This is a genomic window from Pseudomonas sp. xss_2, from assembly GCF_043104195.1.
GTDB classification, from domain to species: Bacteria; Pseudomonadota; Gammaproteobacteria; order Pseudomonadales; family Pseudomonadaceae; genus Aquipseudomonas; species Aquipseudomonas urmiensis.
Genome location: NZ_JBICKL010000045.1, coordinates 86,762 through 108,004, shown reverse-complemented (window position 1 = coordinate 108,004; position 21,243 = coordinate 86,762). Strand labels below are relative to the sequence as shown.

At 57.6% G+C, this 21,243-nt stretch carries 30 protein-coding genes and 1 pseudogene; 10 read left to right on the top strand and 21 right to left on the bottom strand.

What is annotated here, in order from left to right; translation table 11 throughout:
- Positions 1-11: 11 nt before the first annotated feature.
- From ACF8K2_RS08290 to ACF8K2_RS08255, 8 genes are all read right to left on the bottom strand, one after another.
- Positions 12-1,325, bottom strand: a complete 1,314-nt coding sequence (locus ACF8K2_RS08290) for a phage major capsid protein (RefSeq protein ID WP_392464274.1) — start codon at positions 1,323-1,325, stop codon at positions 12-14.
- 61 nt (positions 1,326-1,386) lie between these two features.
- The gene (locus tag ACF8K2_RS08285) at positions 1,387-2,358 is read right to left on the bottom strand and encodes a S49 family peptidase (RefSeq protein WP_392464273.1); all 972 of its coding nucleotides are present in this window, start codon (positions 2,356-2,358) and stop codon (positions 1,387-1,389) included.
- Positions 2,355-3,626 (bottom strand): phage portal protein, encoded by a 1,272-nt coding sequence (locus ACF8K2_RS08280; protein WP_392464272.1) that lies wholly within the window; start codon positions 3,624-3,626, stop codon positions 2,355-2,357. Before ACF8K2_RS08280 ends, ACF8K2_RS08285 begins: the two co-directional genes overlap by 4 nt.
- Before the next feature lie 2 nt (positions 3,627-3,628).
- Positions 3,629-3,817: a hypothetical protein gene (locus ACF8K2_RS08275; protein WP_392464271.1), complete on the bottom strand. Its 189-nt coding sequence runs from the start codon at positions 3,815-3,817 to the stop codon at positions 3,629-3,631.
- On the bottom strand, positions 3,814-5,622 hold the full coding sequence (locus ACF8K2_RS08270) for a terminase large subunit (RefSeq protein ID WP_392464270.1): 1,809 nt from the start codon (positions 5,620-5,622) through the stop codon (positions 3,814-3,816). The genes ACF8K2_RS08275 and ACF8K2_RS08270 overlap by 4 nt, the downstream gene beginning before the upstream one ends.
- Positions 5,582-5,911: a phage terminase small subunit P27 family gene (locus ACF8K2_RS08265; protein ID WP_392464491.1), complete on the bottom strand. Its 330-nt coding sequence runs from the start codon at positions 5,909-5,911 to the stop codon at positions 5,582-5,584. The genes ACF8K2_RS08270 and ACF8K2_RS08265 overlap by 41 nt, the downstream gene beginning before the upstream one ends.
- 274 nt (positions 5,912-6,185) lie before the next feature.
- A complete protein-coding gene (locus ACF8K2_RS08260; RefSeq protein WP_392464489.1) occupies positions 6,186-6,506 on the bottom strand; it encodes an HNH endonuclease in 321 nt (106 codons plus the stop codon).
- A 9-nt stretch (positions 6,507-6,515) separates the two neighbouring features.
- The gene (locus tag ACF8K2_RS08255) at positions 6,516-6,839 is read right to left on the bottom strand and encodes a phage holin, lambda family (protein ID WP_392464269.1); all 324 of its coding nucleotides are present in this window, start codon (positions 6,837-6,839) and stop codon (positions 6,516-6,518) included.
- 383 nt (positions 6,840-7,222) lie between these two features.
- On the opposite strand from ACF8K2_RS08255, the gene ACF8K2_RS08250 reads away from it, so the two are divergent.
- The gene (locus tag ACF8K2_RS08250; RefSeq protein WP_392464268.1) at positions 7,223-8,098 is read left to right on the top strand and encodes a tetratricopeptide repeat protein; all 876 of its coding nucleotides are present in this window, start codon (positions 7,223-7,225) and stop codon (positions 8,096-8,098) included.
- A 92-nt stretch (positions 8,099-8,190) separates the two neighbouring features.
- On the opposite strand, the gene ACF8K2_RS08245 is transcribed toward ACF8K2_RS08250, so the two are convergent.
- The 8 genes from ACF8K2_RS08245 to ACF8K2_RS08210 form a co-directional block, all read right to left on the bottom strand.
- Positions 8,191-8,580, bottom strand: a complete 390-nt coding sequence (locus ACF8K2_RS08245; protein WP_392464267.1) for an antiterminator Q family protein — start codon at positions 8,578-8,580, stop codon at positions 8,191-8,193.
- 4 nt (positions 8,581-8,584) lie between these two features.
- A complete protein-coding gene (locus tag ACF8K2_RS08240; protein ID WP_392464266.1) occupies positions 8,585-8,905 on the bottom strand; it encodes a hypothetical protein in 321 nt (106 codons plus the stop codon).
- The gene (locus ACF8K2_RS08235) at positions 8,902-10,191 is read right to left on the bottom strand and encodes a tyrosine-type recombinase/integrase (RefSeq protein ID WP_392464265.1); all 1,290 of its coding nucleotides are present in this window, start codon (positions 10,189-10,191) and stop codon (positions 8,902-8,904) included. The genes ACF8K2_RS08240 and ACF8K2_RS08235 overlap by 4 nt, the downstream gene beginning before the upstream one ends.
- Complete coding sequence (locus ACF8K2_RS08230; RefSeq protein ID WP_392464264.1) at positions 10,188-10,616, bottom strand: VRR-NUC domain-containing protein; 429 nt, start codon at positions 10,614-10,616, stop codon at positions 10,188-10,190. The genes ACF8K2_RS08235 and ACF8K2_RS08230 overlap by 4 nt, the downstream gene beginning before the upstream one ends.
- Positions 10,613-10,912 (bottom strand): DUF1364 domain-containing protein, encoded by a 300-nt coding sequence (locus ACF8K2_RS08225; protein WP_392463178.1) that lies wholly within the window; start codon positions 10,910-10,912, stop codon positions 10,613-10,615. Before ACF8K2_RS08225 ends, ACF8K2_RS08230 begins: the two co-directional genes overlap by 4 nt.
- 2 nt (positions 10,913-10,914) lie before the next feature.
- The gene (locus tag ACF8K2_RS08220; protein WP_392464263.1) at positions 10,915-11,727 is read right to left on the bottom strand and encodes an ATP-binding protein; all 813 of its coding nucleotides are present in this window, start codon (positions 11,725-11,727) and stop codon (positions 10,915-10,917) included.
- Complete coding sequence (locus ACF8K2_RS08215; RefSeq protein WP_392464262.1) at positions 11,717-12,574, bottom strand: replication protein; 858 nt, start codon at positions 12,572-12,574, stop codon at positions 11,717-11,719. The genes ACF8K2_RS08220 and ACF8K2_RS08215 overlap by 11 nt, the downstream gene beginning before the upstream one ends.
- A gap of 136 nt (positions 12,575-12,710) precedes the next feature.
- A complete protein-coding gene (locus ACF8K2_RS08210; RefSeq protein ID WP_392464261.1) occupies positions 12,711-12,893 on the bottom strand; it encodes a Cro/CI family transcriptional regulator in 183 nt (60 codons plus the stop codon).
- 109 nt (positions 12,894-13,002) lie between these two features.
- On the opposite strand from ACF8K2_RS08210, the gene ACF8K2_RS08205 reads away from it, so the two are divergent.
- The 7 genes and pseudogenes from ACF8K2_RS08205 to ACF8K2_RS08175 all read left to right on the top strand — a co-directional run bounded on the left by ACF8K2_RS08205 (position 13,003) and on the right by ACF8K2_RS08175 (position 17,116).
- Positions 13,003-13,650: a LexA family protein gene (locus ACF8K2_RS08205; protein WP_392464260.1), complete on the top strand. Its 648-nt coding sequence runs from the start codon at positions 13,003-13,005 to the stop codon at positions 13,648-13,650.
- Between the two features lie 170 nt (positions 13,651-13,820).
- Complete coding sequence (locus ACF8K2_RS08200; RefSeq protein ID WP_392464259.1) at positions 13,821-14,069, top strand: DUF1654 domain-containing protein; 249 nt, start codon at positions 13,821-13,823, stop codon at positions 14,067-14,069.
- 374 nt (positions 14,070-14,443) lie between these two features.
- Positions 14,444-15,118: a polysaccharide lyase family 7 protein gene (locus ACF8K2_RS08195; protein WP_392464258.1), complete on the top strand. Its 675-nt coding sequence runs from the start codon at positions 14,444-14,446 to the stop codon at positions 15,116-15,118.
- Between the two features lie 143 nt (positions 15,119-15,261).
- Positions 15,262-15,645, top strand: coding sequence for a response regulator transcription factor (locus ACF8K2_RS08190; RefSeq protein WP_392464257.1), 384 nt, complete (start codon positions 15,262-15,264; stop codon positions 15,643-15,645).
- A 19-nt stretch (positions 15,646-15,664) separates the two neighbouring features.
- Positions 15,665-15,934 carry a hypothetical protein gene (locus ACF8K2_RS08185; protein WP_392464256.1) on the top strand — a complete coding sequence of 90 codons (270 nt, stop codon included), beginning with the start codon at positions 15,665-15,667 and terminating at the stop codon, positions 15,932-15,934.
- Positions 15,931-16,458: a helix-turn-helix domain-containing protein gene (locus ACF8K2_RS08180; RefSeq protein ID WP_392464255.1), complete on the top strand. Its 528-nt coding sequence runs from the start codon at positions 15,931-15,933 to the stop codon at positions 16,456-16,458. The genes ACF8K2_RS08185 and ACF8K2_RS08180 overlap by 4 nt, the downstream gene beginning before the upstream one ends.
- An 81-nt stretch (positions 16,459-16,539) precedes the next feature.
- Positions 16,540-17,116 (top strand): annotated as a pseudogene (locus tag ACF8K2_RS08175) (hypothetical protein).
- 329 nt (positions 17,117-17,445) lie between these two features.
- Here the strand turns inward: ACF8K2_RS08175 and ACF8K2_RS08170 are convergent.
- The gene (locus tag ACF8K2_RS08170) at positions 17,446-18,225 is read right to left on the bottom strand and encodes a hypothetical protein (RefSeq protein ID WP_392464254.1); all 780 of its coding nucleotides are present in this window, start codon (positions 18,223-18,225) and stop codon (positions 17,446-17,448) included.
- Positions 18,226-18,270: 45 nt separating this feature from the next.
- On the opposite strand from ACF8K2_RS08170, the gene ACF8K2_RS08165 reads away from it, so the two are divergent.
- Positions 18,271-19,044 (top strand): hypothetical protein, encoded by a 774-nt coding sequence (locus ACF8K2_RS08165; RefSeq protein ID WP_392464253.1) that lies wholly within the window; start codon positions 18,271-18,273, stop codon positions 19,042-19,044.
- Here the strand turns inward: ACF8K2_RS08165 and ACF8K2_RS08160 are convergent.
- Positions 19,000-19,629 (bottom strand): hypothetical protein, encoded by a 630-nt coding sequence (locus tag ACF8K2_RS08160; RefSeq protein WP_392464252.1) that lies wholly within the window; start codon positions 19,627-19,629, stop codon positions 19,000-19,002. The two genes, ACF8K2_RS08165 and ACF8K2_RS08160, sit on opposite strands and share 45 nt — an antisense overlap.
- A 249-nt stretch (positions 19,630-19,878) precedes the next feature.
- Between ACF8K2_RS08160 and ACF8K2_RS08155 the strand changes: the two genes are divergently transcribed.
- Positions 19,879-20,511, top strand: coding sequence for a polysaccharide lyase family 7 protein (locus ACF8K2_RS08155; protein ID WP_392464251.1), 633 nt, complete (start codon positions 19,879-19,881; stop codon positions 20,509-20,511).
- A gap of 68 nt (positions 20,512-20,579) precedes the next feature.
- Here ACF8K2_RS08155 and trbK read toward each other — a convergent pair whose 3' ends face one another.
- The 3 genes from trbK to ACF8K2_RS08140 form a co-directional block, all read right to left on the bottom strand.
- Positions 20,580-20,798, bottom strand: coding sequence for an entry exclusion lipoprotein TrbK (gene trbK, locus ACF8K2_RS08150; RefSeq protein WP_392464250.1), 219 nt, complete (start codon positions 20,796-20,798; stop codon positions 20,580-20,582).
- On the bottom strand, positions 20,795-20,965 hold the full coding sequence (locus ACF8K2_RS08145; protein ID WP_392464249.1) for a hypothetical protein: 171 nt from the start codon (positions 20,963-20,965) through the stop codon (positions 20,795-20,797). Before ACF8K2_RS08145 ends, trbK begins: the two co-directional genes overlap by 4 nt.
- A gap of 88 nt (positions 20,966-21,053) precedes the next feature.
- On the bottom strand, positions 21,054-21,242 hold the full coding sequence (locus ACF8K2_RS08140; RefSeq protein ID WP_392464248.1) for a hypothetical protein: 189 nt from the start codon (positions 21,240-21,242) through the stop codon (positions 21,054-21,056).
- Position 21,243: the final 1 nt, after the last annotated feature.

Below are 21,243 nucleotides of genomic sequence, written 5' to 3'. Positions count from 1 at the left end.
GGGCAGGTTGGTTACAGGGAGCTACCCCACTTGACGTCGGTCATGACTGCGACCGACTCGACGTGTCGTGGCCCAAAGTCATGCTTGGCAATCACTCGCACGAGGGTCTGATCACGCTGGAAGGCACTGATGACGTTACCGCCGGCGTCTTTGTAGGTGGCCTCTTTGCTGAAGTCGATGACCATGGCGTCGTCTTCACCGATGAAGCAGTCCGCGAAGTCTGCGAAATGGATCTCCGAGGCATCACCTTCAGCGCCCAGGTTGATCGGGATCTGGGTGGTCGAACCGACCGGGAAACCCTTGAGCATGTTCTGGTCCAGCTCGGGATACGCTTTGTTGCCATTGCCGTCACGCAGTGCCGCCAGCCAGCGCTTGGTGCGCGGTGCCATGGCAAAGCCTGGGGCGGTCATATTGGAGTTGGCATTCTCCAGACGCAGGATCAGCGCAGACAGCGCAAACTCCACAGCCTCCAGCGTCACAGCAGCAGGCGCCGCGAAAACGTTGAAGGCCGGTGCCCAGAAACGCAGCCCCTTCGGCAGGTTGCCGGTGCCAGCGCCGCGTAGAAAGGAGAGGTCTTCCGCAGTCGCTACAGATGCAACCAGGTCGTTCACGACAAGGCGGTCAACGCTGGGATTGGTGCCAGAGTACGCAAGCAGGTCATTACTAATCGGCACCAGGGCCGCCAGTTTTTTCGACGACAGCTTCAGGTCGTCGAACTGCATATCAGTGGTCGGCATGTCTTCTTCAGTGCCGATGTAGCCGACTACAGCCCCGCCCTTGATTCGCGGGACAGTCAGGTTACCGTTCTGCAGCGGCAGAGACACGGCACCGAGTTTGCGCACCACCGACTTGGGACGCAGCAGTTCGATGACTTCGCTGGAAAAGCTATGTGGTACGAGCACACCACCAGCACCGGGCGTCACAGTGCTGAGCGCCATTGCAATTTCAGGGTTGTAGCCGGAGTCGCTGGCCATCTTCGCGGCGGCCTGCTGATCGCCGCGGGAAGCGGCCAGCACACGTACCATCTGCGCCATGTTCGCCCCCGGCACTGGCTTGGCAGTGAACGGGCCGCTGATGCTGCTGGGCGGGCCGTTGATGCCTTGAGCGCCTTCGTTGACCGGCACTGCGCTCGCAGTCGCCATCTGCTCGGCCGCTTCGGCGCGCGCGAGCTTATCCGTCAGCTGGTTGAACTGGGTGCTGAGGTGCTCGAACTGGGCAAGTTGTTCGGCCGTTAGCGAAGTACCAGCCGCTTCGAGCTGAGCCAGCGCTTGGATCTGGCCATTAATAGTGGCGCGCTCGCTACGCAATTGAGTTACGAGGGACATGCTGCCTCCTAGGCATAAAAAAACCGGCGTTAGCCGGTTGTGGTCACTGCCGCGAACGCGGTCAGAGTTGAGACTGAATGGCGAAGGCCGAAGCCCTCACGCTGATGCGCTGTTGTGGCTGTAAGCCTTGGCGCTGCGCGCGGCTGAGGCCGACCGCCCGCGACAGGTTGTCCACCGCGAGCTGCGGCGACTCGAGCCGATCAGCCAAGCCAATAGCGATGGCTGCTGAGCCGCGATAGCAGGCAGCCTCAGTGGCGATGATCTCGGCAACGTCGCGGCCTCGGTAATCGGCCACGTGGGTCGTAAACAGCTGATAGCTCTCCTGCACGACTTCGTTCAGCACCTGTAGAGATTGCTCGGTAATCGGCTCGTTCGGGCTCAGATCATTCTTGTGCGCGCCGGCAAAGACTGTCGTGACCTTTACCCCCATGCCTTCGATCATCTTCGAGCGGTCCATGTGGCTGGCCACCACTCCAATAGAACCTAAGCCAGAGGTCAGGCTGACCACCACCTCAGTGCAGGCGGCCGCAATCAGGTACCCCCCGGAGTACGCCATAAAGTTGACCAGCCCGGTGATTGGCTTGATCTTGGTGGCCGCGCGAATGTCCGCGGCCAGCTCAAAAGCACCAACCGCACTGCCGCCAGGGCTGTCGATGTCCAGCACGATGTGTTCGACCATGGGGTCGGCGATGGCCTTGCTCAGGGCCGCGCGCAGACCTTCGTAGCTAGTCATGGTCTCGCAGGCGTTCAAGTGGCTGCCGCGGCTAACAAGTACGCCATGGACGGGAATCACCTCAACACCCGTCTGGGCGATAGCAGCGCGGCGCTGTTCTTCACGGCGGTCCTGCTCGGCCTGGTAGCCTTCATCGTCATAGAACATCGATGGGTTAGCAGCGGCCCCGCCCATGTTCAGATTGACGATGTTCAGGCTCATGGTCTGATTGGCCCAGCGTACTGCCAGGTCCAGCATGTCGGGTGTCGTCAGCAATGGCTGATTGAATAGCAAGCTGGCAGCGCGCAGATGTCGTTTCATGCGGCAAGCATCCTCAGGATATCGTCGCGCTGCTGCTCCAGCTGGGCGCGGACGTTGGGGTTGTTCATGTCGGGCAGGATGTGCGCCACGTCTGCCATATTTAGCGGCTGCAGGTAGCTATCGCCGTTGGCCACGGGCGGCATGTTTTCCAGGCGGCGGATGTCGTTGATTGATAGCCACCCCCACTGCCTGCCGATTGCATAGGCGTCATAGCGACTTTTCTGGTCACCGCGCAGCAGGCCGGAAAGGTTGAACTCGATGAAGTAGTCACGCCGTTCAGATGGCAAGAGGAAATCGCGCATCATGGCCTGCTCATGGCGCTTCACCCAGGGCATCAAGGCGAAGATCACGTATTGGATCAGCAGCTGTTCAAGACTGTTGTAGCTGGCCTTCTCCAGCTCGTTGATCATGTGCGGAGGAATCTTGTAGATCCTGGCGATGTCCAGCCCGGTGGCCTTAAGAATGCCAAGCAGCTCGGCATCGACGTTATTCATCGACACTGGCTTGAAGGTCATGCCTTCCTGCAGCATCGCGACCTTCTTCGCGTTATCGATGCCCGAGAACTTGTTGCCCCACTGATCAAGGATGCGATCGATACTACCCTGCTCCTTGATCGGCGGAGCATCCCGTGGGCGCTCGATAACGCCACTGACGGCAGTGCCGTTGGCAAATGACTTGCCCGCATACTGCCTGACCGCATGCGCAAGTCCGACGGCATCGGCATGCAGCTCAACGGGAGACATTCCGGTGTAGTGATTCTGCGTGTGCCAGCGCACATGGTGAATCAGGCGCATGGGCAATGGGTCGTGCCCGCCAACTCGATACACCGGTCGCAGGTCGCCGCCCTTGAGCACTGTCACCTTGTCGTTACGCAGCGGATAGAGCGCCTTCACCGAGCCGTCGTCGTTGCGCTCGATGAAGCTGTAGCAGTTCCCTCGAAGCCCAAGGGAAAGCTGGCTAGATTCACGATACTCGTAGGGGGTCTGCCAAGGGTTTGGTTGGTACCGTAGGACATCGTAGAGCGGGTGAGCTATCGCGGACTCACGCTTGCCATCACCTAAACGCCGATAGAGCTCAAGCGGGAGCTGGCCAACGCTCTCGGCCAGCAGCGTGACGCAGGTCTGCAAGACAGTAATAGCAAGAGCGGTCTCGGGGGTGACTGTGACGCCTGCTGCAGTCCGGCCAGACCCAATCCCTCCGCGCCAAGCGCCGCCGCCCCCTTTCGAAACCAGCGCCTCATTTTCGCCGAAAAGATTGCTGAAAAACATGATCAACCTCCCTCCGGACTGCGTTTGAGCTGCATGCGGGCGGCCGCTTTATCAGCCAGCCATGCCCAACCTATCAAGCCGAGCCCGGCGGCCATCAGAGCCGCCGGCACGTGGATAAGGGCAATACCGCCGATCAGCAGTGCAAAGCCAACCAGGCCGGCAATCCACGCAGCGATTGCAATGGTTTTCAAACCCCTACTCCTTCGTCGTAAATCGAACTACCGCTACTTCCTGAGGACACTGCGCCACTGATGCCGGTAGCCATGATCGAGGCAATGATTCCATCGATACGGCCCGTGGCTTTTGCCTTGTCGGCCTTGCGGTTGCTTGCCGGGTCGGAAACGATCACTGCGTTACCGGCGCACCAGGTCATCACCGGATTGCCATCGTGTCGTAGCGACTCAACCGCCTCCCTTGGTGCTGAATCGTCGAAGAACTCTGCCGCACCGTCTTCTTCCTCTGACGGCAACTCGACCATGCCAAGCAGTCGACGCTCAAACTCGTCCACTGCCGGCCCCATATCCTTGAAGCCCTGCCCAAATTCAACGAGCTCCGGCAGTGTGATGTCGTACTCACTCATCAATTGACGCATGTCCTCGATGCGCCAACGGTCGTAGGCAATTTTGTCTACCTGGAAGTAGTCGCAAATGGTTTGCATCCGGCGTAGCACATGCAACTTGCTGATGGCGCGGCCAGGTGTTGTTTCAAGATCGCCCGACTTGATCCACGCCGCGTAAGGCACCTTGTCGCGAGCCTCGCGCTTGTCTAGTTCATGGTCAGGGATCCAGAAGTACGGCAACAGCCGCCAGTGCGGATCTTCGCGGGTCGGATAGAACAGCAGGACGAACGATGTCAGGTCCGTGGTACTGGACAGGTCAAGGCCTCCGACGCAGGGCCGATTGCGCAGCAGAGACATCGGCACGCGTTCTTCGGCTTGGCTCCAAACGTCCCATGAAATCCATGGAGACTCAGCGCCGGTCCACTCGCAGAAGTTGAGTCGGCGCACCATCGCCTCCTTGCTCGGCATGCCACGCGCCTCTGTGACCTGCTCGCGCAGGTACTTCATGCCAGGCAAGTCCGCATCCTGCAGCGAGGGGTTGGATTTGAACCAGCAACTCTCGTCCTGGATGGGGTCATCACCCTCGTCCAGCGAGCAGATGTATGCGAAGAAGCCGTCATCAACGAGCGCGCCGGACGCCACCCGGGATCCGTATTCGTGATACTCCCAGCAGGGGCCGCGCTTGTTCGAGCCGCTGTTGGTGATCATGAAGATCATGGCCTGTTTACGGCTCTTGGTGCCGGCTCGCATCATCTCCACGACCATGTTGGTCTTGTGCTCGTGCACCTCATCGATCAGGGCCATGTGGGGCCGCGGGCCTGACTGCCCGTCATCCGAACTGATCGGGCGGAAGAACGAGCCTGCCTTTAGGTACGCCAGGTTCCATATGTTCTGGCCTGTACCACTGCAAGCCAGGCGCTTGGTCAGCTCAGGCGACTGCTGAACCATGGCGACAGCATCACGGAACAGGATCATGGCCTGATCCTTCTTGGTCGCCGCCGCGTAGATCTCGGCGCGGGCCTCGTTGTCCCCGACCAATCCCCTCAATCCGACGCCGGCAGCCAAGGGAGATTTGCCCGAACCTTTGCCGCTTTCGACGTAAACCACCCGAAAACGGCGATACCCGTCACTGCCCTTCCAGCCAAAGATGCTGCCGACAATGAATTTCTGCCATGGCAAAAGCTCGAAGGGCAGCCCTTCAAACTCTCCGCCATTCAGTTTCAGGACTGCGCGGTAGAAGCGTATGGCCTTGTTGGCCTCTTCAAGATCCCAGCACAGTCCGCGCTTTGGTCCCTCCTCCAAATCCCGCAGGTGCCGAGCGCACGCATTCCGGATATCAGGGCCTGCGATTCGCTCGCCGGAGTGGACCTCCCTCGCGTACTGGGTCGCAGGATCATCAACCGAAGTGTTCCGCGAGCGGGTCTTCTTTGTCGTCATTCTCTTTTACCTGGATTTTGGATCGGGCGGCTGGAGTCAGGCCGAACTCGACCAGGTAACTTTTGAAGCGACGATCAACGTCAGCGAGCATGGCGACGGCAGGATTCGCCTTGAGCACCAGTTCACCTTGGGTGCTGGTGGTCTCGTAGGTCCGCCCTTGCAAGTCGACCATTTCGCGCAGCGCGAGGATTTCGGCGTAGCAGTCGCACAGCCGTTCGAGGGCAAAGCCATCTGCTTCGGTAAGTACGCCCATACGGTCTAGCAGAACCGTGAGGCGCCCCCAGGCCACTTGAGCTTCGTTCGTCAAATGCGCCGGGGCGCTGGGGATGCGCCTGGCAGGCTGGGGTTCTTTCTTGTTGATCGCGCGCTTGCCGGGGTTCCCTCTCACAAGCTTCAGCTCTGTCGGGGTGGGTCGTCTCCCGGCCATTGTCTGCTCTCAAAAAAATCATTTCATTTCGCGGTTTTGCGTAAAGAGGAGGGCGATCGGTCAGGAAAGGTTTCAGGAAAAACATTTTCACCCCCCTCTGCCCTGGATCATGGGGCCCCGCAGCGCCCGGAGGCTTTCAGCAGGGCCGATTCCAGTGGTGCCGTGGGTCCAGCGGCCTGCCGCTAACGTCGCACCCAACCTCACGTCCTGACTTCTCCAAGCGCTGCTTGTAGGAGCTGTGACAGTTGGTGCATAACGACTGCAAGTTGGTTCGATCCCAGAACAAGGTCATGTCACCGCGGTGCGGAACAATGTGATCGACTACGGTCGCAGGCTCAACGTGCCCCGTCTTCTCGCATCGGACGCACAGGGGATACTTGCGGAGCCAACCTTTACGGGCTTGCTGCCAGCGGTAGCCGTAGGGCTTAGGCTGCTTTGCTCCATCAGACGAAGGCAATGACACCTTTCACCCCTCAACCTTCTTGCTCATGAACCGGTCGGAGTATTCGCGCAGCTTCTCCACCCCAATGAAGCCAACCATGCAGCCAGCGAACACAGCCATGTTGGTAGGAAGGGAGAAGTACTCAAGCACCGGCATCAGGCTCGTGCCGATCAAACCGCACAAGATCCCTTCCAGGATGACTTTGCGGCGACCGCCGCCGCCATAGATGACCCGGCACATGGCCACGGCTGCGGCTGTTCCGCCGGTGTACAGCTGTGGCTGATGGGCAACCAGCCAGGCCAGCACAGCGGCCCACAGGCCAGGATCTTTCTCGAGCATGTTCGGCATCTCAGTTCCTCCCTTTTGGGGAGCGCAATAGGTTCGGCCCCAAACAGCACTCCCAGCTCGGGGCGATGGGCGTGGTGGTGCCGAAAACGAAAAAGCCCTGCACGACGGCAGGGCTAAAAATTGGATACAAAAAACCCGGCTCTATGGCCGGGTCTTGGAGGGCGTCGCGCTGCGTTCACAGCAACACACGCTGCTATGAAAGCACAGTTATTCCGCGCGGAAAAGCCCTTTTTGGAACAGAGAAACTGCGGACAACTAATGTGCGGGCTACTAGCCCTGTAGCACATCGACAAAAATACACGCCAAGAATAAAATACCGTCAACACAATCTGATCTTTTGCAATAGCAAAAGCTTCGACAAGCTTCCAGAAAAGACCTCACGCATGAAACAAAAAAATAACCAAAGCCCAACCCCACAAAACCCAAACAGTAATTCAGGGTTGATTTTTGATGTTTTGTACATTGCCAACAAGCACCAGATCATAAACGTACTAACCTCTCTTATTGTTGGCGCAGCGGCTGCTTTTGCCACCAGCTACAAATTCATACAATCAGAAGTCAACAAAGTCGCAGAGCAGCGACTGGTTCCGTATGAACGCTTACTAACGGGATTAAATTTGAATCAAGGCGAAGAATACCAAGAGGCTGCCAAAGTATTCCAAGATCTTATAAAATCCAAAGACAAAACTAAACTACCAGAAAAGCCTACAGAACTAGCATACGACGGATTACTTTTTGCAATCGCAAACTCTGATCAAATTTCAGAATTCCAAGGAAGCATTAAAAAGATAAACGACAGGATGAAAGAAAGTGGCGAGGAGACGCCTTGGCGACTTCATCATCTTGCCTGGGCGCTCATGCGAGCTGGGGATTTAGATGGCGCAAAAAAATATTTCACCAAAGCCCTAGATTCATATAAATCTAAAAGAGAATACACAGCGAGCGTAGACCCAGCCCGCGGGCTTCTCTTTATCGCACTTTTCAAAAATGAAGTGGATGAAGCTATACTCCTTGGGCAAGCTATAAAAGACCTTCGCCCCAGCCAATATCGGACGAACTACGACCTAATCGCCGAAATTCAAGAAGCCCGAAAAAGCAGTACTTTCGATAGCTTTAATGCACGATACGAAAAGACACTCAACGCCACTATAGAACTATATATCACAAGACTTATCAAGTCAGAACATCAGGAACATCAGGAACATCAGGAACATCAGGAACATCAGGAACATCAGGAACATCAGGAACATCCAAAATAGCTTTACATTTATTAATTCACCACAAACGCTGCCGACAAATCCGTCGGCAGCGCATTAAGTCACACCCCATCAACACTTATCGACCAACCTTATCAAGCCACCTCTTTACTTAAAGTCAAAACACAGTCAACCCAGGCTACCCCAGCCCTAGCCAACTCCCTAGTCTTTCCCTCACTCATTCCGTAGTGTTTGCCCACACGATACATAGGCCACTTAGCACCGTAGTACAGCCAGATGATGTCCCCCATCTGCTGATCACGACGAGTAAGTTTGGCGACGGCTGTATCGACGGCAAGCGCCCAATCATCAGTGATGCAATAGTTCTTACACGCAGATGTCTGCGGCGTGGCTTCCCGCATCAGCGCAAACGACGGAGACACACAACCAGGAACCCCTGCACCGTCCATCCGCCACCACCCCCACTGCTCCAGTAAATACTCAGAATCCCCTAATGGTCGGCCTGCCGGCTTTCGAATCATCATATTCTCAATCCCCTGTGAAATGTGTGCCGCCGGCGCCGAGCCGGTTGCTTCCCTGATATGTCGCCTCAGGCCCGGATGCCTGAGGGTTCTTCAACTGATCGATTTGCCGGAGCGCTGCCCGGAGCCTAATGCTGAGCTGGGTCACCAGTTCATCCAGGGCCAGGGCCTCGCCGGTTGCAGCCACTACCCAGCCCGAGGCGTTGCAATGGTCGCATGGCAGTTCGTGAAACAGGCCCTGAGTGACCGCTCTCCCACGGCACAAAGGGCACTGAGCCAACTTGATCGCAGCCTTATTGAAGGCCGGCCCATGGCTCTTCCTTGTCACTTCGAATCCTCGCTTATGGTGGATACCGGAAGTCCGTCGAAACCTGCACGCTCTGCGGCTCGCGAGAAAATCCATGAATCCGTTGATCTATCACCGGTCAAGCCGTGAACCGACTCGAAACCTTTCTGATCAAGGTGTGCGTGCCACTTTTCCAACGCCTCACGTTTGCGCGCCATCACGTCGGACTGGATGTACACCTTCACGTTGTGGCCCATGGCGTGGTTGATCAGCAGTTCACCCACCAGGTGATCAACACCTAGATCAGCCCAGCCGGTGCGGGCCAGCTTGCGCAGATCGTGACTGGTCCAATCGCCCTGCCCCATGACCGTGAACACAGCGGAGGCTTTCGATTCGCTCATGGGCTTGCCCTGCCGGCCTGGGAACAGGAACTGGCCGTCATAGCCTTGGTTGCGCTGAATCTCGCGGTAGGCCATCAGCAGGAAGCGCACCTGGTCGGTCAGTGGCAGCCGGTGCTGCACGCTGGTCTTGGTGTGCTCGGCAGGAATGAACCACTCCCGTTCGGCCAAGCTGATGTGGCTCCAGCGGGCCAAGCGGGTTTCACCCAGCCGGGTGCCGTGGCACAGCATCATCAGGGCCAGCACGCCATGCTGAGGGTTGTTCGCCAAAGTGCTCTTCATGCGCGCCATCAGGTCTTCAAGGTGCACGCTACGCAGCCGCGACGGCTTGACGGTGACCTTGGCCTTGGAGAAGTCACCAAAGCGGATGCCGGCCATGGGATTGGCGCTGATCAGCCCCAGCTTGAAGGCCTGCCGGAAAGCCAGGGCCAGCAGCTGGAACACCAGGCGCACATAGTCGATCGACAGGGTTTCTTGCAGCGGCCACATCAGCTGGCGGTCGAGCAGCGCCTTGTCGATCTGGGACAGCGGCGTTTCGCCCAAGCGTGGTACTAGGTGCTGCTTGATCGCCGACGCCGCCGTGCTCTTGCGCTTGGCCGACAGGTTTCGGTCACGGGCCATGCGCTCAGCGAACCAGGCCAGCAGCTCAGCGGTCAGCACCCAGCTCGACAGACTTGAGCCTTCCCCCGCATCGAGGCGCAGGCGGATATCTGGCAGTGCGGCGGCCACCTTGGCAGCGCTCAGCTCAGGGTATGAGCCGATCAGATTCCACTTGCCCTTGTGAATCAGGTACCACGACCCGCGCTCGCGGGACCGGTGAAACCGGAAGTAAAGGCCATGGTTGCCCAAGGCGCGCAGGTCACGCACCTGGCCGGCAGCCTGCCGGCGAATCTCTGCATCGCTGATTTTCACAGCGGCGGTGTTGGTCATGCTGCAACCTCCGTTTTCGGCAACGCCATGTACGCTCTCAGGCACTCCATGGCGTCGAAATGCCCCCGGCACACAACGGCCAGGTAGCCTTGATCGTTCAGCCGGCCAATGCAGGCCTGCTGCTCGAGGGATACCTCCGCAGGTTTCACGGTGGCCTTGAATTCAATGAACAGACCGAAGTACCCGCCGCGCGCCATGGTCAGTTGGAGATCAGGAATGCCGGCCTTGGTGCCTTGGGCCTTAAGTCGACCTGCTTCGGCCTTGCCCCGGTAACCGCCGTTTGGCGTGTGATGCAGATTCGCGAACACCTCGGGATATCGCAGCTTGATCTCGGCCATCAATGCGGCCTGCTCCTGACCCTCACGGTCAACGCGCTTTGCTCTCGGCTTCCTGGGCTTGTACGGGCGAAGGGCGGCAGCATTCATGCGACAAGAACCCCCTCGGTGATCAGCTGAGCCTGTGTCCGCACCACGCCTTCGAGGTGCATGAACCGCAGCTCGTCGTAGCTGAATGCTGTCTTGCTGCGAGAATCGATGGCGTCATGGCAGGCACTGCAAGCCCATGCGCCCTGCAGGTCATGCGGCTTGTAACCAACGCCGCAAGTGCCTGCCATGCGATAGTGCGCCAGGACGGTGGTTTCCGGGTTGCCGTTGCACACCCCAGGGATGCGCACCTGGCATTCCCGGCCGCGCGCGGCCTTGGTCAGTTTGGTTTGCCGCATGGTCAAAACTCCTCCTTGCCACGGTGCGAGTCCCACTCGAAAGGCACCACCACCCCGCCGCCCTCGCGCAGGCGGTCGTAACACCGCTCCCCCATGGCATGGCGCAGTTGGGCTGGATCTAGGTTGGAAATCACCACCGTGGGGCGCATCTGCTCGTAGCGCCCGTTGATGATCGAAAACAGGGTGGTCAGCTCGAATTCGCTCGGCTGTTCCTTGCTCACACCTACCTCGTCCAGCACCAGTAGCGACGGTTCGATCAAGCTGGACAGGATCTCGGCCTCCGACTGTTCGCTATGGCGGTCGTAAGTGGCGCGGATGGACTGCAGAATCGCGCCCACCGTGCGGTAGACGGCGGTGGCCGAGGTGTTGCGCATCAACTCGTTGGCCATGCCGGCGCCCAGATGGGTCTTGCCAGTACCGACCTGGCCCAGCAGCATCAGGCACCGCCCGGTGCGCTCTATCTCCTCGAACGCCGCCACGTAGCGGGTGCAGTAGGCCAAAGCCTTGCGCTGCCCTTCGTGCTCGACGCGGTAGTTGGCCAAGGTGCGGTCGGCGAAGCGCTTCGGGATAAGCGCCGAGCCTAGCTTGCGCGTCATGGCCTCACGCTTCAGGCGCGTTTCTTCCGCCAGCTGCTTGGCCTCGCGCTCGGCAATCGCGCTCTTCTCGCACTCAGGGCAGCGCCCGACGATCTCGCGCCCCATCAACAGGGTCACACGCTGCTCGAAGGCGCCGTGGTGCTGGCACTCGGCCGGCTGGACACGGAAGCCCGCGGCGTTTCTCACGTCGGACATGGTGATTACCGATTCAGATCGCATAGGTGCCGTCCTCCCGCGGGGCCAGGCCAGCGGTGTAGTCGCGGTCGTTGAAGCCGTGATGACGGCTGTTGGTGTTTGCTTTGGCTGGAATCTGGGTACTGATGCGCTTAGCGACCCACTCCACCTCGAAGCCTCGCCATCCGTTCTCGACGGCGACGGCCAGTGCTTGGGCCGGCTGGATGCCGAAAGCTTTGCACTGCTCCAGCTTGTGGTTCAGAGAGGCCCAGATGCGGGCAGTGACCGGGGCCTTGGCTGCCTTGCGGACAGTCAGGTAGTCAGCGATCAGCGTCTCATCCAGGCCGTGAGGGTTGTCGGCCAGCATCGCGGCCTTCCCGAACGGTGCTTTGCGGTCAGCTTTGGTCGGAGCCGGCGTCTCATCGCTGGGGGGGCATGTATCTTCTTCCGAAGGAAGAAATACATAGGGGGTTAGATTCTTAGAATAAAGAAGGGACTCGGCGGTTTTGGTCTGTTTCGACTCGGAGCCGATTCGGACCACTTTAGCCGACTCGGCTGTTTTGGTCTGGTTCGGATCAGTGACGTAGACCCAGTCTTTCGGATCATTCACGCCGATGTCACCCCGTGCACCGCCCTCGCGGAACAGCACCCGACGACGCAGCAGGCTGGAGATTGCCTTGGATACTGTGTCAGGGTGAGCGTTGATAGCCTTCGCGATGTCGGTAGCCGGGATGCGCTGAGCGCCCGCGCAGAAGTTGATGGTGGCCTTGGCCACGTACAGCACAATTTTTATCTCCCTGGCTGGGAGATCGATAGCCAGCAGGCCATCCATGAGCTGGTTGTCCATCCGGGTGAACCCCCTGGACTTGTCAAGTGGGACGATGTTTGTCATGCTTCAATCTCGTGTTAAAGCTGTAGAGAAAGCCGCCCTGCCAGGCGGTTTTTTTTCGTCTGTTGTTAGGCTGCTGGATGCATGAACAGCTGGACGGTCTCACTACTGGCGCAAGGCCAGTCATGTGAAAATTTGCTCATCGGGTGACAGGTGCTTTCGCCTCTGCCATCAACTTCCCGTTGGAAAGAACCTGGATTTGGTACTGACGAGAGATCGGCACGACCTCTCCCCACATGGTCACAGCGCTGGGTTGAATGCCCAGGGCCTCGGCGAGCTTCTTCTTACTGCCGAAATGGCTTGCGGCGTCACGCGTGTTCATTGCGCTTCCTCGATGGTGCGTTCGAGAATTTCAGCATGCTGAAGATACATAGTCAACGACACCTTTCAGCGAACTGCATACTTAAATTCAGTTAACTTAAACTCAGCGCATGGAAAGACACGAGAGAATCGCCAAGGCCATCGCGGCCAGCGGCATGAAAAAAGGTGAGATTGCGGCGGCTTGTGGCGTCGCGAACTCCGCCGTTACCCAATGGATCTCGGGCGAGAGCAAAAGCCTGCGGCCAGAAAACCTTTACGCCCTGGCAAAGGCGACTGGCTTCAGGGCGGAGTGGCTGGCAATCGGCGAAGGCCCCGAGACGGAAGAAAGCAACGTTGAAGCGGTGGCGCAGCCCAAAATGTCGTACCGTTATCCCGTCATCAGCTGGGTTGCTGCCGGAGCATGGGCAGAAGCGGTAGAGCCATTCCCACCGGGATACTCCGACCGCTATGAGGTTTCGGATTATGACTCGAAGGGCATTGCATTCTGGCTAGAAGTCAAAGGCGACTCTATGACCTCCCCTGTGGGGACGAGCATCACTGAAGGGATGATGATCCTGGTGGATACCGAGGCAGAAGTTATCTCGGGGAAACTGGTTGTAGCGAAACTCGCGGACAGCAATGAGGCCACATTCAAAAAGCTGGTCGAGGACGGCGGGCGCCGCTTTCTCAAGCCACTGAATCCAGCTTATCCGGTAGAGGTGTGTGCTGAAGGCTGTCGCATCGTCGGTGTCGTCGTGCGAGCAATGATGAAGCTTTAGGCAGTATCCACCCCACAAGCCCGGCCCATCTGCCGGGCTTTTTTTTGCCGACCGTTTACCCAATCGGTGCGAATTGTTGACCTGTAAAAGTAATTTACACATGAAGAGTGCTTGAAAAATTCCTACATAGCGGATAACTGTATGCATATACAGTACAAGGAGTTTTTACCATGCTTCCCCTCGCCTTCTCACAATCACCTTCTCGCTCTTATGAGCGCCTGGGATATCGCATCCAGCAGGCCATTGCGTCCCCGCATGTGCAGAAGCGCCAGTTTGTAGAACTGAGGCCGGCGTCGGACGAATCACCAGCTGACTGGGCGCGAATCCTGAGGGATCTTGAAGAAACTACTGGGGTTCGAATAGACCGCATGGAAACAGGAGCTATACGCATCGGTTGGTGCGAATTTCCTGAGTCTTGATGAACACCGCCCGCCACCAAGCGGGCTTTTTTTACCCTAGAATTTCAGATTGCTGAAAATATATGTTCAGCATGCTTGACCTATTAATTTCAGATTGCTTAAATTCACCTCAACGCCGGATCGACACCGGCCAGCAACGAAGGCAGCGATGGACAGGCCTCAACGGTCCAGAGGGGTGGCAACTGCCCCGGGCGTGCAGCGTAAAGCGCCGATGCAGTTTTCCAGCGGGTGAGCACCGCGGCTGGACGAAACAACGAATGGCATGACCCCGGCCCGTCGCCAGTAGCGAGGCCGGGGTTCGATGCGAATGACGCATCTACGCAACAGAGGCAATCGTGCCAGACCAATGATTTTTATCGTCAGGAGACGTACCCATGACCGTAAACATCAGCAATCTTACGATCACCACACCCGTTCCAACCTCATCCACCAATCCAGTTGCGTTGGAACTCAGTGGGGCCGAGGCAATCGCACAACTGCCTAGCGTTGTTATGGTTTTGTCCGATGGCTCTATCCAGTTCTCGGCGCCAACCAAGGGCGCTTCGAGCAAGAGCACCCACAGAACACGGTGCGAATGGAAAGAGCCAGTCTATTGGCTGCTCTCAAGCGACGCAGAGCACATCAACTTGCAGGAGATGACGCTCACCAAGGTCAACTCCGCACAGAAGGTTGTCATCGCTCAGCTACATGTGAAGGACGACGATAGCCCGCCGGTGAAGGTGTTCTGGAGCAAAGGAAACATCACCCTAGGATTCCGCAAGACATTCAATCAGGCGACCCCGGTGAACTCGACCTTGCTCACAGGCGTATCGCTCGGAGCTAAGTTCAAGGTAACCATCCGCGTACTTGCTTCGGGCGCTTTGACAGTCACCGCTGAGTGCAATGGGCACGCCGGATCATCAGGTCGGCTGGTGATGGACAGCTCTTGGCGCACATCGCTGCTGAACTTCCACGGCGGCGTGTACAACCAAATCGATTACACCGACGCAACTCCAGCTAGCGACGGTTCGATCTGCATCTTGAGCAAGCTTTCGCTCACTCACACGTAAGCCCCTACAGCCGGAAAGACGGCCCGATTCGCCTAGTTCACCAACACTAGGCTGCATCGGCCGTGGCTCTCGCCCTTCCCTGGTTCGGGAGGTACACGGCAGCGAGTGTCACGACCAATGCAGCTCACACCCGAGATCACATCATGGACACGATCACCATCGGCGCATGGATAGGCCATCTTGGCCGAGGCCTGGCGCCTCGCGAACTGCAATGCCTACTGGATGTTGCCCAGGGCTTCACCACGAAGGAAATCGCCAAGCACTTCGATATCGCCCCAGGCACTGTCGAGAAGCGGCTCGCTGCCGCTATGTTCAAGCTCGACGTGCCGCGCCGGGCAGCGCTGGTGGCCGAAGCCATGCGCCGTCAGATCATCAGCCCGCTCTGCATCGCCCTCGCCGCTCTGATCGCGATGCATTCGGCGATCAACGACAGCGACCCGATGCGCCGCGATCGCCGGGCGCCTGAGCGGCGCAACGCACAAGTTCGAATAGTTCGCAGGACCGAGGCCTTCGAACTCCACGCCTGACCCACCCCGAGGATTCACCATGCACACAGCAATGCATCCTGCTTTCGAGCAGAAGCTTGCCGTGCTCGCGGCCCTGCTCGAGCGCAGCAAGTCAGCCAGGATCGAGGCACAAGCCAAGGTCGGACATCCAGCACCGCGCTTCCAGGCATCTGGAAAGGGCGGCACCTGGGATGTGGTGGAGATCGCCACCGGCGCAGTCCAAGGCTTCGCCTACAGCTACCGGACCGCAATGCGGTTCGTGGATGCGATGGAGGCAGGCGCGGCGAGCAAGGGAGGCGGATTGCAATGATCGGCGGCCCTATCCAAGACCAGCGCGGCGCGGTGCTGGCCCAGCTCAATGCCAGCATCGACAGCTTCTTCCTGGAAGGCGGCACCGTGCACGAGCTGCAAGGCTTCCAGCCGGTACCGCGCAGGCCGCACCACGGCCCCGGATCGACCTCTAGCGACCCGGCGACCCTCGCTGCGATCCAGGCGCAGAACGAAATGGTGCAGCGCGTGAAGCAAGCAGCCAAATCCATGACCCTCGCCCAGGCTGTTCAGGAACTGGGCATGGGCCGAACCGAGCTGCACCGCATGTCGAAGGAGCACGGTTTCTTCTTCATGAGCAACAACAAAGAGCGCCTGCAGCGCGAGATTGCACGCCAGGCGCGCGAAGCTGAACGCGCAAAGCTGGTCGTCCTACTGCGCGAGATCAGCGGCACCGGGCTGAGTCCGTACGCCGCCGCGAAGCGCCTGGGCATCAGCCCACACACCGTTCGAACCATGACCGAAGAGCACGCGCTTGATTTTCCGGCCTACGGGAGCAAGAAGTGAAACGCATCACCGCCCGCGTCCGGCACGGCCGGCGCCAGCAACACATCAATCTGCCGCCCCGCGGCTTGGGAGGTATCGGTCATGGCAATGGACCAGGCGGAGCGCGACAAGCGTCGGCGCGAGAAGGCTGCCAAGGTGATGGAGGAAGACCTGCGCTTGAAGGTTCGGCCAGGGACAAAACAAGTCCTGCTAAAGCTGATGGAGTGGGCAGGGATCGAGGAGCAGGGCGAGGCGATGACGCTGATGATTCATCACGTCGAAGCTCTCGGGCATCACGCGCTGTTCAGGATCGCGCGCCACGAAATCGAAGCTCACCGAACCGTGGCGCGGACCGAGCCGCTACGGCTATCAGCCAGGAAGCGGACAGGCCAGAACCTGCGAGCGATATGCGGCTGGGCAGACGCAACCTATAGCCAGATGATCGAGGCGCTGATCCACGGCATTCACGCCCTTGGCAGGCTGCACGCGGCGAAGTTTCTCACCCCCGCCTCGGCACGAGATCAGCATATCGCCGCGCCTGGCCCTGGCCCTGGCCTTCGATCGGAAAAGCATGCTGATGATCCAGCAGGACCCGGGCGACGAAGTTATTGCTCCGCTAAAAACCTATTGCTTCTCGGCCAGTTCATCAGCCTCCTTGACTGCTGACTCAAGTGAATGAAGCCACGTCGGATCCGATTTAGGCCCGACTACGTGATATCCCTGAACCTCTGTTTTGTTGTTGAGGTACGTCTCGACTACTTCGTACACCTTGTAATCGCCAATCTTGTGAACAACATTTCCGCGATTTGCCATCTTGATCTCCAAAGCCAGCCCCATGCCGGCACCTATACATAACGCGGGATGTATGGCCAAAAAAAGCTTTTTTGCGTGACATGAAAGCTCGTGCTGCCCCCCAGCGCCTTCCCCTATTCAACGATAACGCCTCCCCGGCGAGGGTGCGCTGCCAGAACCAGACTGTGAAAGGCCGTCCCGCCCCCCAGACCACGTTTATGCCTGATGAAACGCTGAAGCAGCAATAAACAAGCTTTGCCTGTGTTCTGCCAAGGGATCATCGACAACATCGTCAAAATAGTAGGTAGCCATCAATGCTGGCAAATACTTACACCGCTCAGCAGAACAGAGTAAATAATAGAATAACAACCCTCGACCGCCAGATGTCAGCTGAGAGCGAAGAGCATTGAGTGCAAAAGTTGTTTGCTCTGGATTTTTTGAATTTCTCAGCGAGAAATCTAGAGCGAAACCCACTGAATCCAAGTAGGCCCAGACAACGCTTCCATGCAGCCGCTTTAGCTGTTCCAGCCTTGATTTGGTTGACTTGAAAATCGAAACCGGACTAGTTCGGAGATCAACAGCAGTGATCAATTGTGTGGAAAACACATGCCAAGAGTAGTTCACAGCCCTCAGCCCCTCGAACGTGAGGATTTTACTTGGCCGCACGTCTTGCAACCGAAGTGCAAGCGCCAGCTCAAAATTCACCGATAGTATTTTAAAAAGCCTGGAATCGAACGTCTGCTCATCATGACGTGCGTCCGCTTCATGCGAGCCCTGGAGCTGTAAATGAACAGTGTATAGAAGTGCACAAAATGCAAAGAATGACAATATCGGATTGAGTACACCACCGAAATAATCACCAAATTGCCCCCACACCTCTTGTTCGCCTGAAATATCACCTTTGAAATGTTTTGCATAAAACAGCGAAACAAGCGCAATCAACAGGGCCGCAATAATTCCGGCAACCCCCAAAATCTTAGTGGTTTTGTTGTTCATTTATTACTCAGTTCCTATCAAGACATGATGCCACAGAGGTTCGCTATGCCCGAAAAACCTTCTCGCATTGTATGCCAATTCAGCTGCGGCGCCGCTTCGGCGGTGGCCACCAAGCTGGCCCTGGCTGAGTACGGCAGCACACACGACGTGCAGATCATCAACGCCTTCCTGTCCAACGAGCATGAGGACAACCGTCGATTCGCCCAGGACTGTGAAGCGTGGTTCGGTCAGCAGATCACCGTCCTGCGTGATGAGAAGTACGGCGCCGACGCTCATGAAGTGTTCCGCCGCGAGCGTTACATGAAAGGCCGGACCGGCGCTCCATGCACCAAGATCCTCAAGCGGCGCTTGCTCGACTCATGGAAGCAGCCTGGCGACGTGATGGTGTTCGGTTACACCGCCGAGGAGGCTGATCGGCTGGAGGATTTCAGAGAGCGCAATCCAGACCGCCCGGTGATCGCCCCGCTGATTGATCGAGGCCTCGGCAAGGACGATTGCAAGGCCATCTTGCTGCGCGCAGGCATCGAGCTTCCGCTGATGTACCGCATGGGCTACGACAACGCCAATTGCATCGGCTGCGTGAAGGGCGGCGAAGGTTATTTCCGGGCGATCCGTCAGGACTTCCCCGAGCAGGACCTGGGCGAAGGCTCCTACCTCTTCCGCAACCGAACCACCAATGTCCGATTTTCTCTCCGTGAACTGGGCGAAGGCCCTGTTCGCCGCAACGAGAAGCTGCCGGCGTGCTCATTTTTCTGTGAATTAGCGGAAGGTGAGTTAGAGCGGCTTGCCGTGAGCACGCATGTTCAAAAATCGATTTAAGTAGGGCTCGAGGAATTTCTTCACTTCCTCAAGCGATCCAAATTCATTTACTGATAACATGACCATCACTAAGCGCAGTTGCCGTTCCTCCTCACCAAGCTGATTGAATCTCTCAGACAAATTAGCCAGATAATCGCCAACTTGAAAAACAGATGGATTTTTAGAGTGCCTATCAATTTCGCGTTGTATTATGGCTGCCTCCTGCTTTGATTGCTCGATTAGCATTTCGACTAGCCGCAACTGCAGCTCTCTGTAAGAGGTAGTGCGAGCCACCTGCATTTCGTCTTTTGCCAAGGTGATTTGCAAATCTTGCTGATCTGACAGTTTTTTATACTCTAGCTTCTGAACCTCAATGAGTTCGCGCTGTAGATAAACGGTTCTAACTACGGCCAGAAGTGTACAAAAAGAAACGATCGGACCCAGCACTCCTCCTATGTAGCCACCAAATTCAGACCACTTTGCTGAGACACCCGAAAAGCCACCTCCAAATTGGGCGCGGTACAAGAGAAACGAAAAGATTGCCGCGACTATAACTGGTAAAACAATTAGCGCAGCGAAACTCCAAAAACCTTTAAGAAATTTCATAGCTTCTCCATGTAAGCAGAGAAACATACCTGAAAGGTATCCCCATGCCCACAGAAAACCGATCCAGCAACACCGAGATGGTCAGCGTGCAGGAAGCCTAAATGCTGGTAGAGCGCAATTTCTGGACTGAGGGAGAGGCCGACGCTGCTACAGCGTGCATCACTCGCCTTAAGGATGTGCCCAACATGACGCACCCGGCCTCACGGAGGGCGGCAACCGCGCGCCTCGCGCGCCTAAAAGGAGAGCACCATGCAAGCTTTCGGCAACATCACCGCAGACGGCAAGGTCTATCTTTACCCCGCTCAGCCGCCAGGAGACCTTATATGGCTCGACCAGAACGGCCACACCAACTTCTGGTGCTCAGTCCAGGGCGGCACCCTAGGCAGTTCGAAGTACCCGCGAACGGAGGGCCGACAAACGTTGCCGGGCACCGCAGCGTCGTTCAACTGGCTGCCGGGCAGCGCTAGACACTCAATGACCGGGCGCGTCCGGGTCGAGAAGGCGCCCTCCAGCGGAAAGGTCATCATCGGCCAGATCCACGCAGTCAACGCGCTGAATCCATTCCTAATGGTGATCTGGTGGAATGGGTATGTGCGCATCGAGACCCGCGATGTACCGCTCGGCGTCACCCGCACGCTGCTGAATACGAAGATTCCGCTGGGCCAAGTGTTCAAGTACTGCGTCCAGGTCGATGAACTCGGTCAGCTGACAGTCACGCTGGATGCCCTCAGCGCCAGCGCGCCAGTGAACATGAGGTGGAGCAAATACCCGTTCTATTTCAAGGCCGGCGTCTATGTGATCGACAATAAAGGCGACGCGAGCGAAGGCGGCTGGGTGGTGTACGAGTCTCTCGAAGTGTTGCCCGGCGCTCTGCCAGCCTGACCCTCCGGCGCTGCCCGCAAACGAAAACGCCGCCTGATGAGGCGGCGCTGAATGACGAAGAACCGACGTTACCAGGTCTTCGGCTCTGACTTCTTGTACGAGCCACCGGTCATGCACTTCTCGACCAGGTCTTCGCGAGCCTTGTTGTCCGGAAGCGTTTTCAGGTAGTCGGGCTGGCAGTGTTCGGCAGTGGGCTCGTAGGCAAGAGTGTCGGCTGCTTCGTCTTTACAGCCGGTCAAGCCCATAGCGAGTGCAGCAGCGAACATTGAAGCAAGGCAGTACTTCATGGCTTGAAACCCTTGTCTTGGCTTTCATCTGGCGGGGTGATGTTCCAGAGGTTCTCGCTGGCTTCCTGTTGCTCTTTGGCTTTCTTGTCAGCCTCGGATTCCCAGCAGCCACCCAACGACAGCGCAGTGATAGCGACCAGAACTGCTCCAAAGACGGTGCGTTTCATGAGGTTCCTTCCTGTGAAATGGCCGGGCGTTATACCAAAGATCGATTCGCGCCGCAAAACATGACACCACGCGCTGCCCGCCAGCGCCTCAGTTGCCGTCGCAGAGCAAACGAAGCAGTGTCGGTCCGACGTTGCGCACAATGATCGACAGCTTCACCAGCTTATCCAGGAAAGAATCATTTTTACCCATGTTGAGGATCTCCGTTGGTTGGTACTGGGGTATGTGACCTTTAGCCTCCCCTGTTCCCCGGATCGATTCCTCTTGGGCTTTTTCCAAG

Coding starts and splice junctions, on each gene's coding strand:
- ACF8K2_RS08200 (WP_392464259.1), top strand. CDS start 13,821: ATGCTTCCCCTCGCCTTCTCACAATCACCTTCTCGCTCTTATGAGCGC.
- ACF8K2_RS08255 (WP_392464269.1), bottom strand. CDS start 6,839: ATGCCGAACATGCTCGAGAAAGATCCTGGCCTGTGGGCCGCTGTGCTG.
- ACF8K2_RS08250 (WP_392464268.1), top strand. CDS start 7,223: ATGAAACAAAAAAATAACCAAAGCCCAACCCCACAAAACCCAAACAGT.
- ACF8K2_RS08195 (WP_392464258.1), top strand. CDS start 14,444: ATGACCGTAAACATCAGCAATCTTACGATCACCACACCCGTTCCAACC.
- ACF8K2_RS08225 (WP_392463178.1), bottom strand. CDS start 10,912: ATGCGGCAAACCAAACTGACCAAGGCCGCGCGCGGCCGGGAATGCCAG.
- ACF8K2_RS08285 (WP_392464273.1), bottom strand. CDS start 2,358: ATGAAACGACATCTGCGCGCTGCCAGCTTGCTATTCAATCAGCCATTG.
- ACF8K2_RS08230 (WP_392464264.1), bottom strand. CDS start 10,616: ATGAATGCTGCCGCCCTTCGCCCGTACAAGCCCAGGAAGCCGAGAGCA.
- ACF8K2_RS08185 (WP_392464256.1), top strand. CDS start 15,665: ATGCACACAGCAATGCATCCTGCTTTCGAGCAGAAGCTTGCCGTGCTC.
- ACF8K2_RS08170 (WP_392464254.1), bottom strand. CDS start 18,225: ATGAACAACAAAACCACTAAGATTTTGGGGGTTGCCGGAATTATTGCG.
- ACF8K2_RS08215 (WP_392464262.1), bottom strand. CDS start 12,574: ATGACAAACATCGTCCCACTTGACAAGTCCAGGGGGTTCACCCGGATG.
- ACF8K2_RS08290 (WP_392464274.1), bottom strand. CDS start 1,325: ATGTCCCTCGTAACTCAATTGCGTAGCGAGCGCGCCACTATTAATGGC.
- ACF8K2_RS08235 (WP_392464265.1), bottom strand. CDS start 10,191: ATGACCAACACCGCCGCTGTGAAAATCAGCGATGCAGAGATTCGCCGG.
- trbK (WP_392464250.1), bottom strand. CDS start 20,798: ATGAAGTACTGCCTTGCTTCAATGTTCGCTGCTGCACTCGCTATGGGC.
- ACF8K2_RS08190 (WP_392464257.1), top strand. CDS start 15,262: ATGGACACGATCACCATCGGCGCATGGATAGGCCATCTTGGCCGAGGC.
- ACF8K2_RS08270 (WP_392464270.1), bottom strand. CDS start 5,622: ATGACGACAAAGAAGACCCGCTCGCGGAACACTTCGGTTGATGATCCT.
- ACF8K2_RS08165 (WP_392464253.1), top strand. CDS start 18,271: ATGCCCGAAAAACCTTCTCGCATTGTATGCCAATTCAGCTGCGGCGCC.
- ACF8K2_RS08220 (WP_392464263.1), bottom strand. CDS start 11,727: ATGCGATCTGAATCGGTAATCACCATGTCCGACGTGAGAAACGCCGCG.
- ACF8K2_RS08245 (WP_392464267.1), bottom strand. CDS start 8,580: ATGATGATTCGAAAGCCGGCAGGCCGACCATTAGGGGATTCTGAGTAT.
- ACF8K2_RS08205 (WP_392464260.1), top strand. CDS start 13,003: ATGGAAAGACACGAGAGAATCGCCAAGGCCATCGCGGCCAGCGGCATG.
- ACF8K2_RS08155 (WP_392464251.1), top strand. CDS start 19,879: ATGCAAGCTTTCGGCAACATCACCGCAGACGGCAAGGTCTATCTTTAC.
- ACF8K2_RS08210 (WP_392464261.1), bottom strand. CDS start 12,893: ATGAACACGCGTGACGCCGCAAGCCATTTCGGCAGTAAGAAGAAGCTC.
- ACF8K2_RS08145 (WP_392464249.1), bottom strand. CDS start 20,965: ATGAAACGCACCGTCTTTGGAGCAGTTCTGGTCGCTATCACTGCGCTG.
- ACF8K2_RS08280 (WP_392464272.1), bottom strand. CDS start 3,626: ATGTTTTTCAGCAATCTTTTCGGCGAAAATGAGGCGCTGGTTTCGAAA.
- ACF8K2_RS08160 (WP_392464252.1), bottom strand. CDS start 19,629: ATGAAATTTCTTAAAGGTTTTTGGAGTTTCGCTGCGCTAATTGTTTTA.
- ACF8K2_RS08180 (WP_392464255.1), top strand. CDS start 15,931: ATGATCGGCGGCCCTATCCAAGACCAGCGCGGCGCGGTGCTGGCCCAG.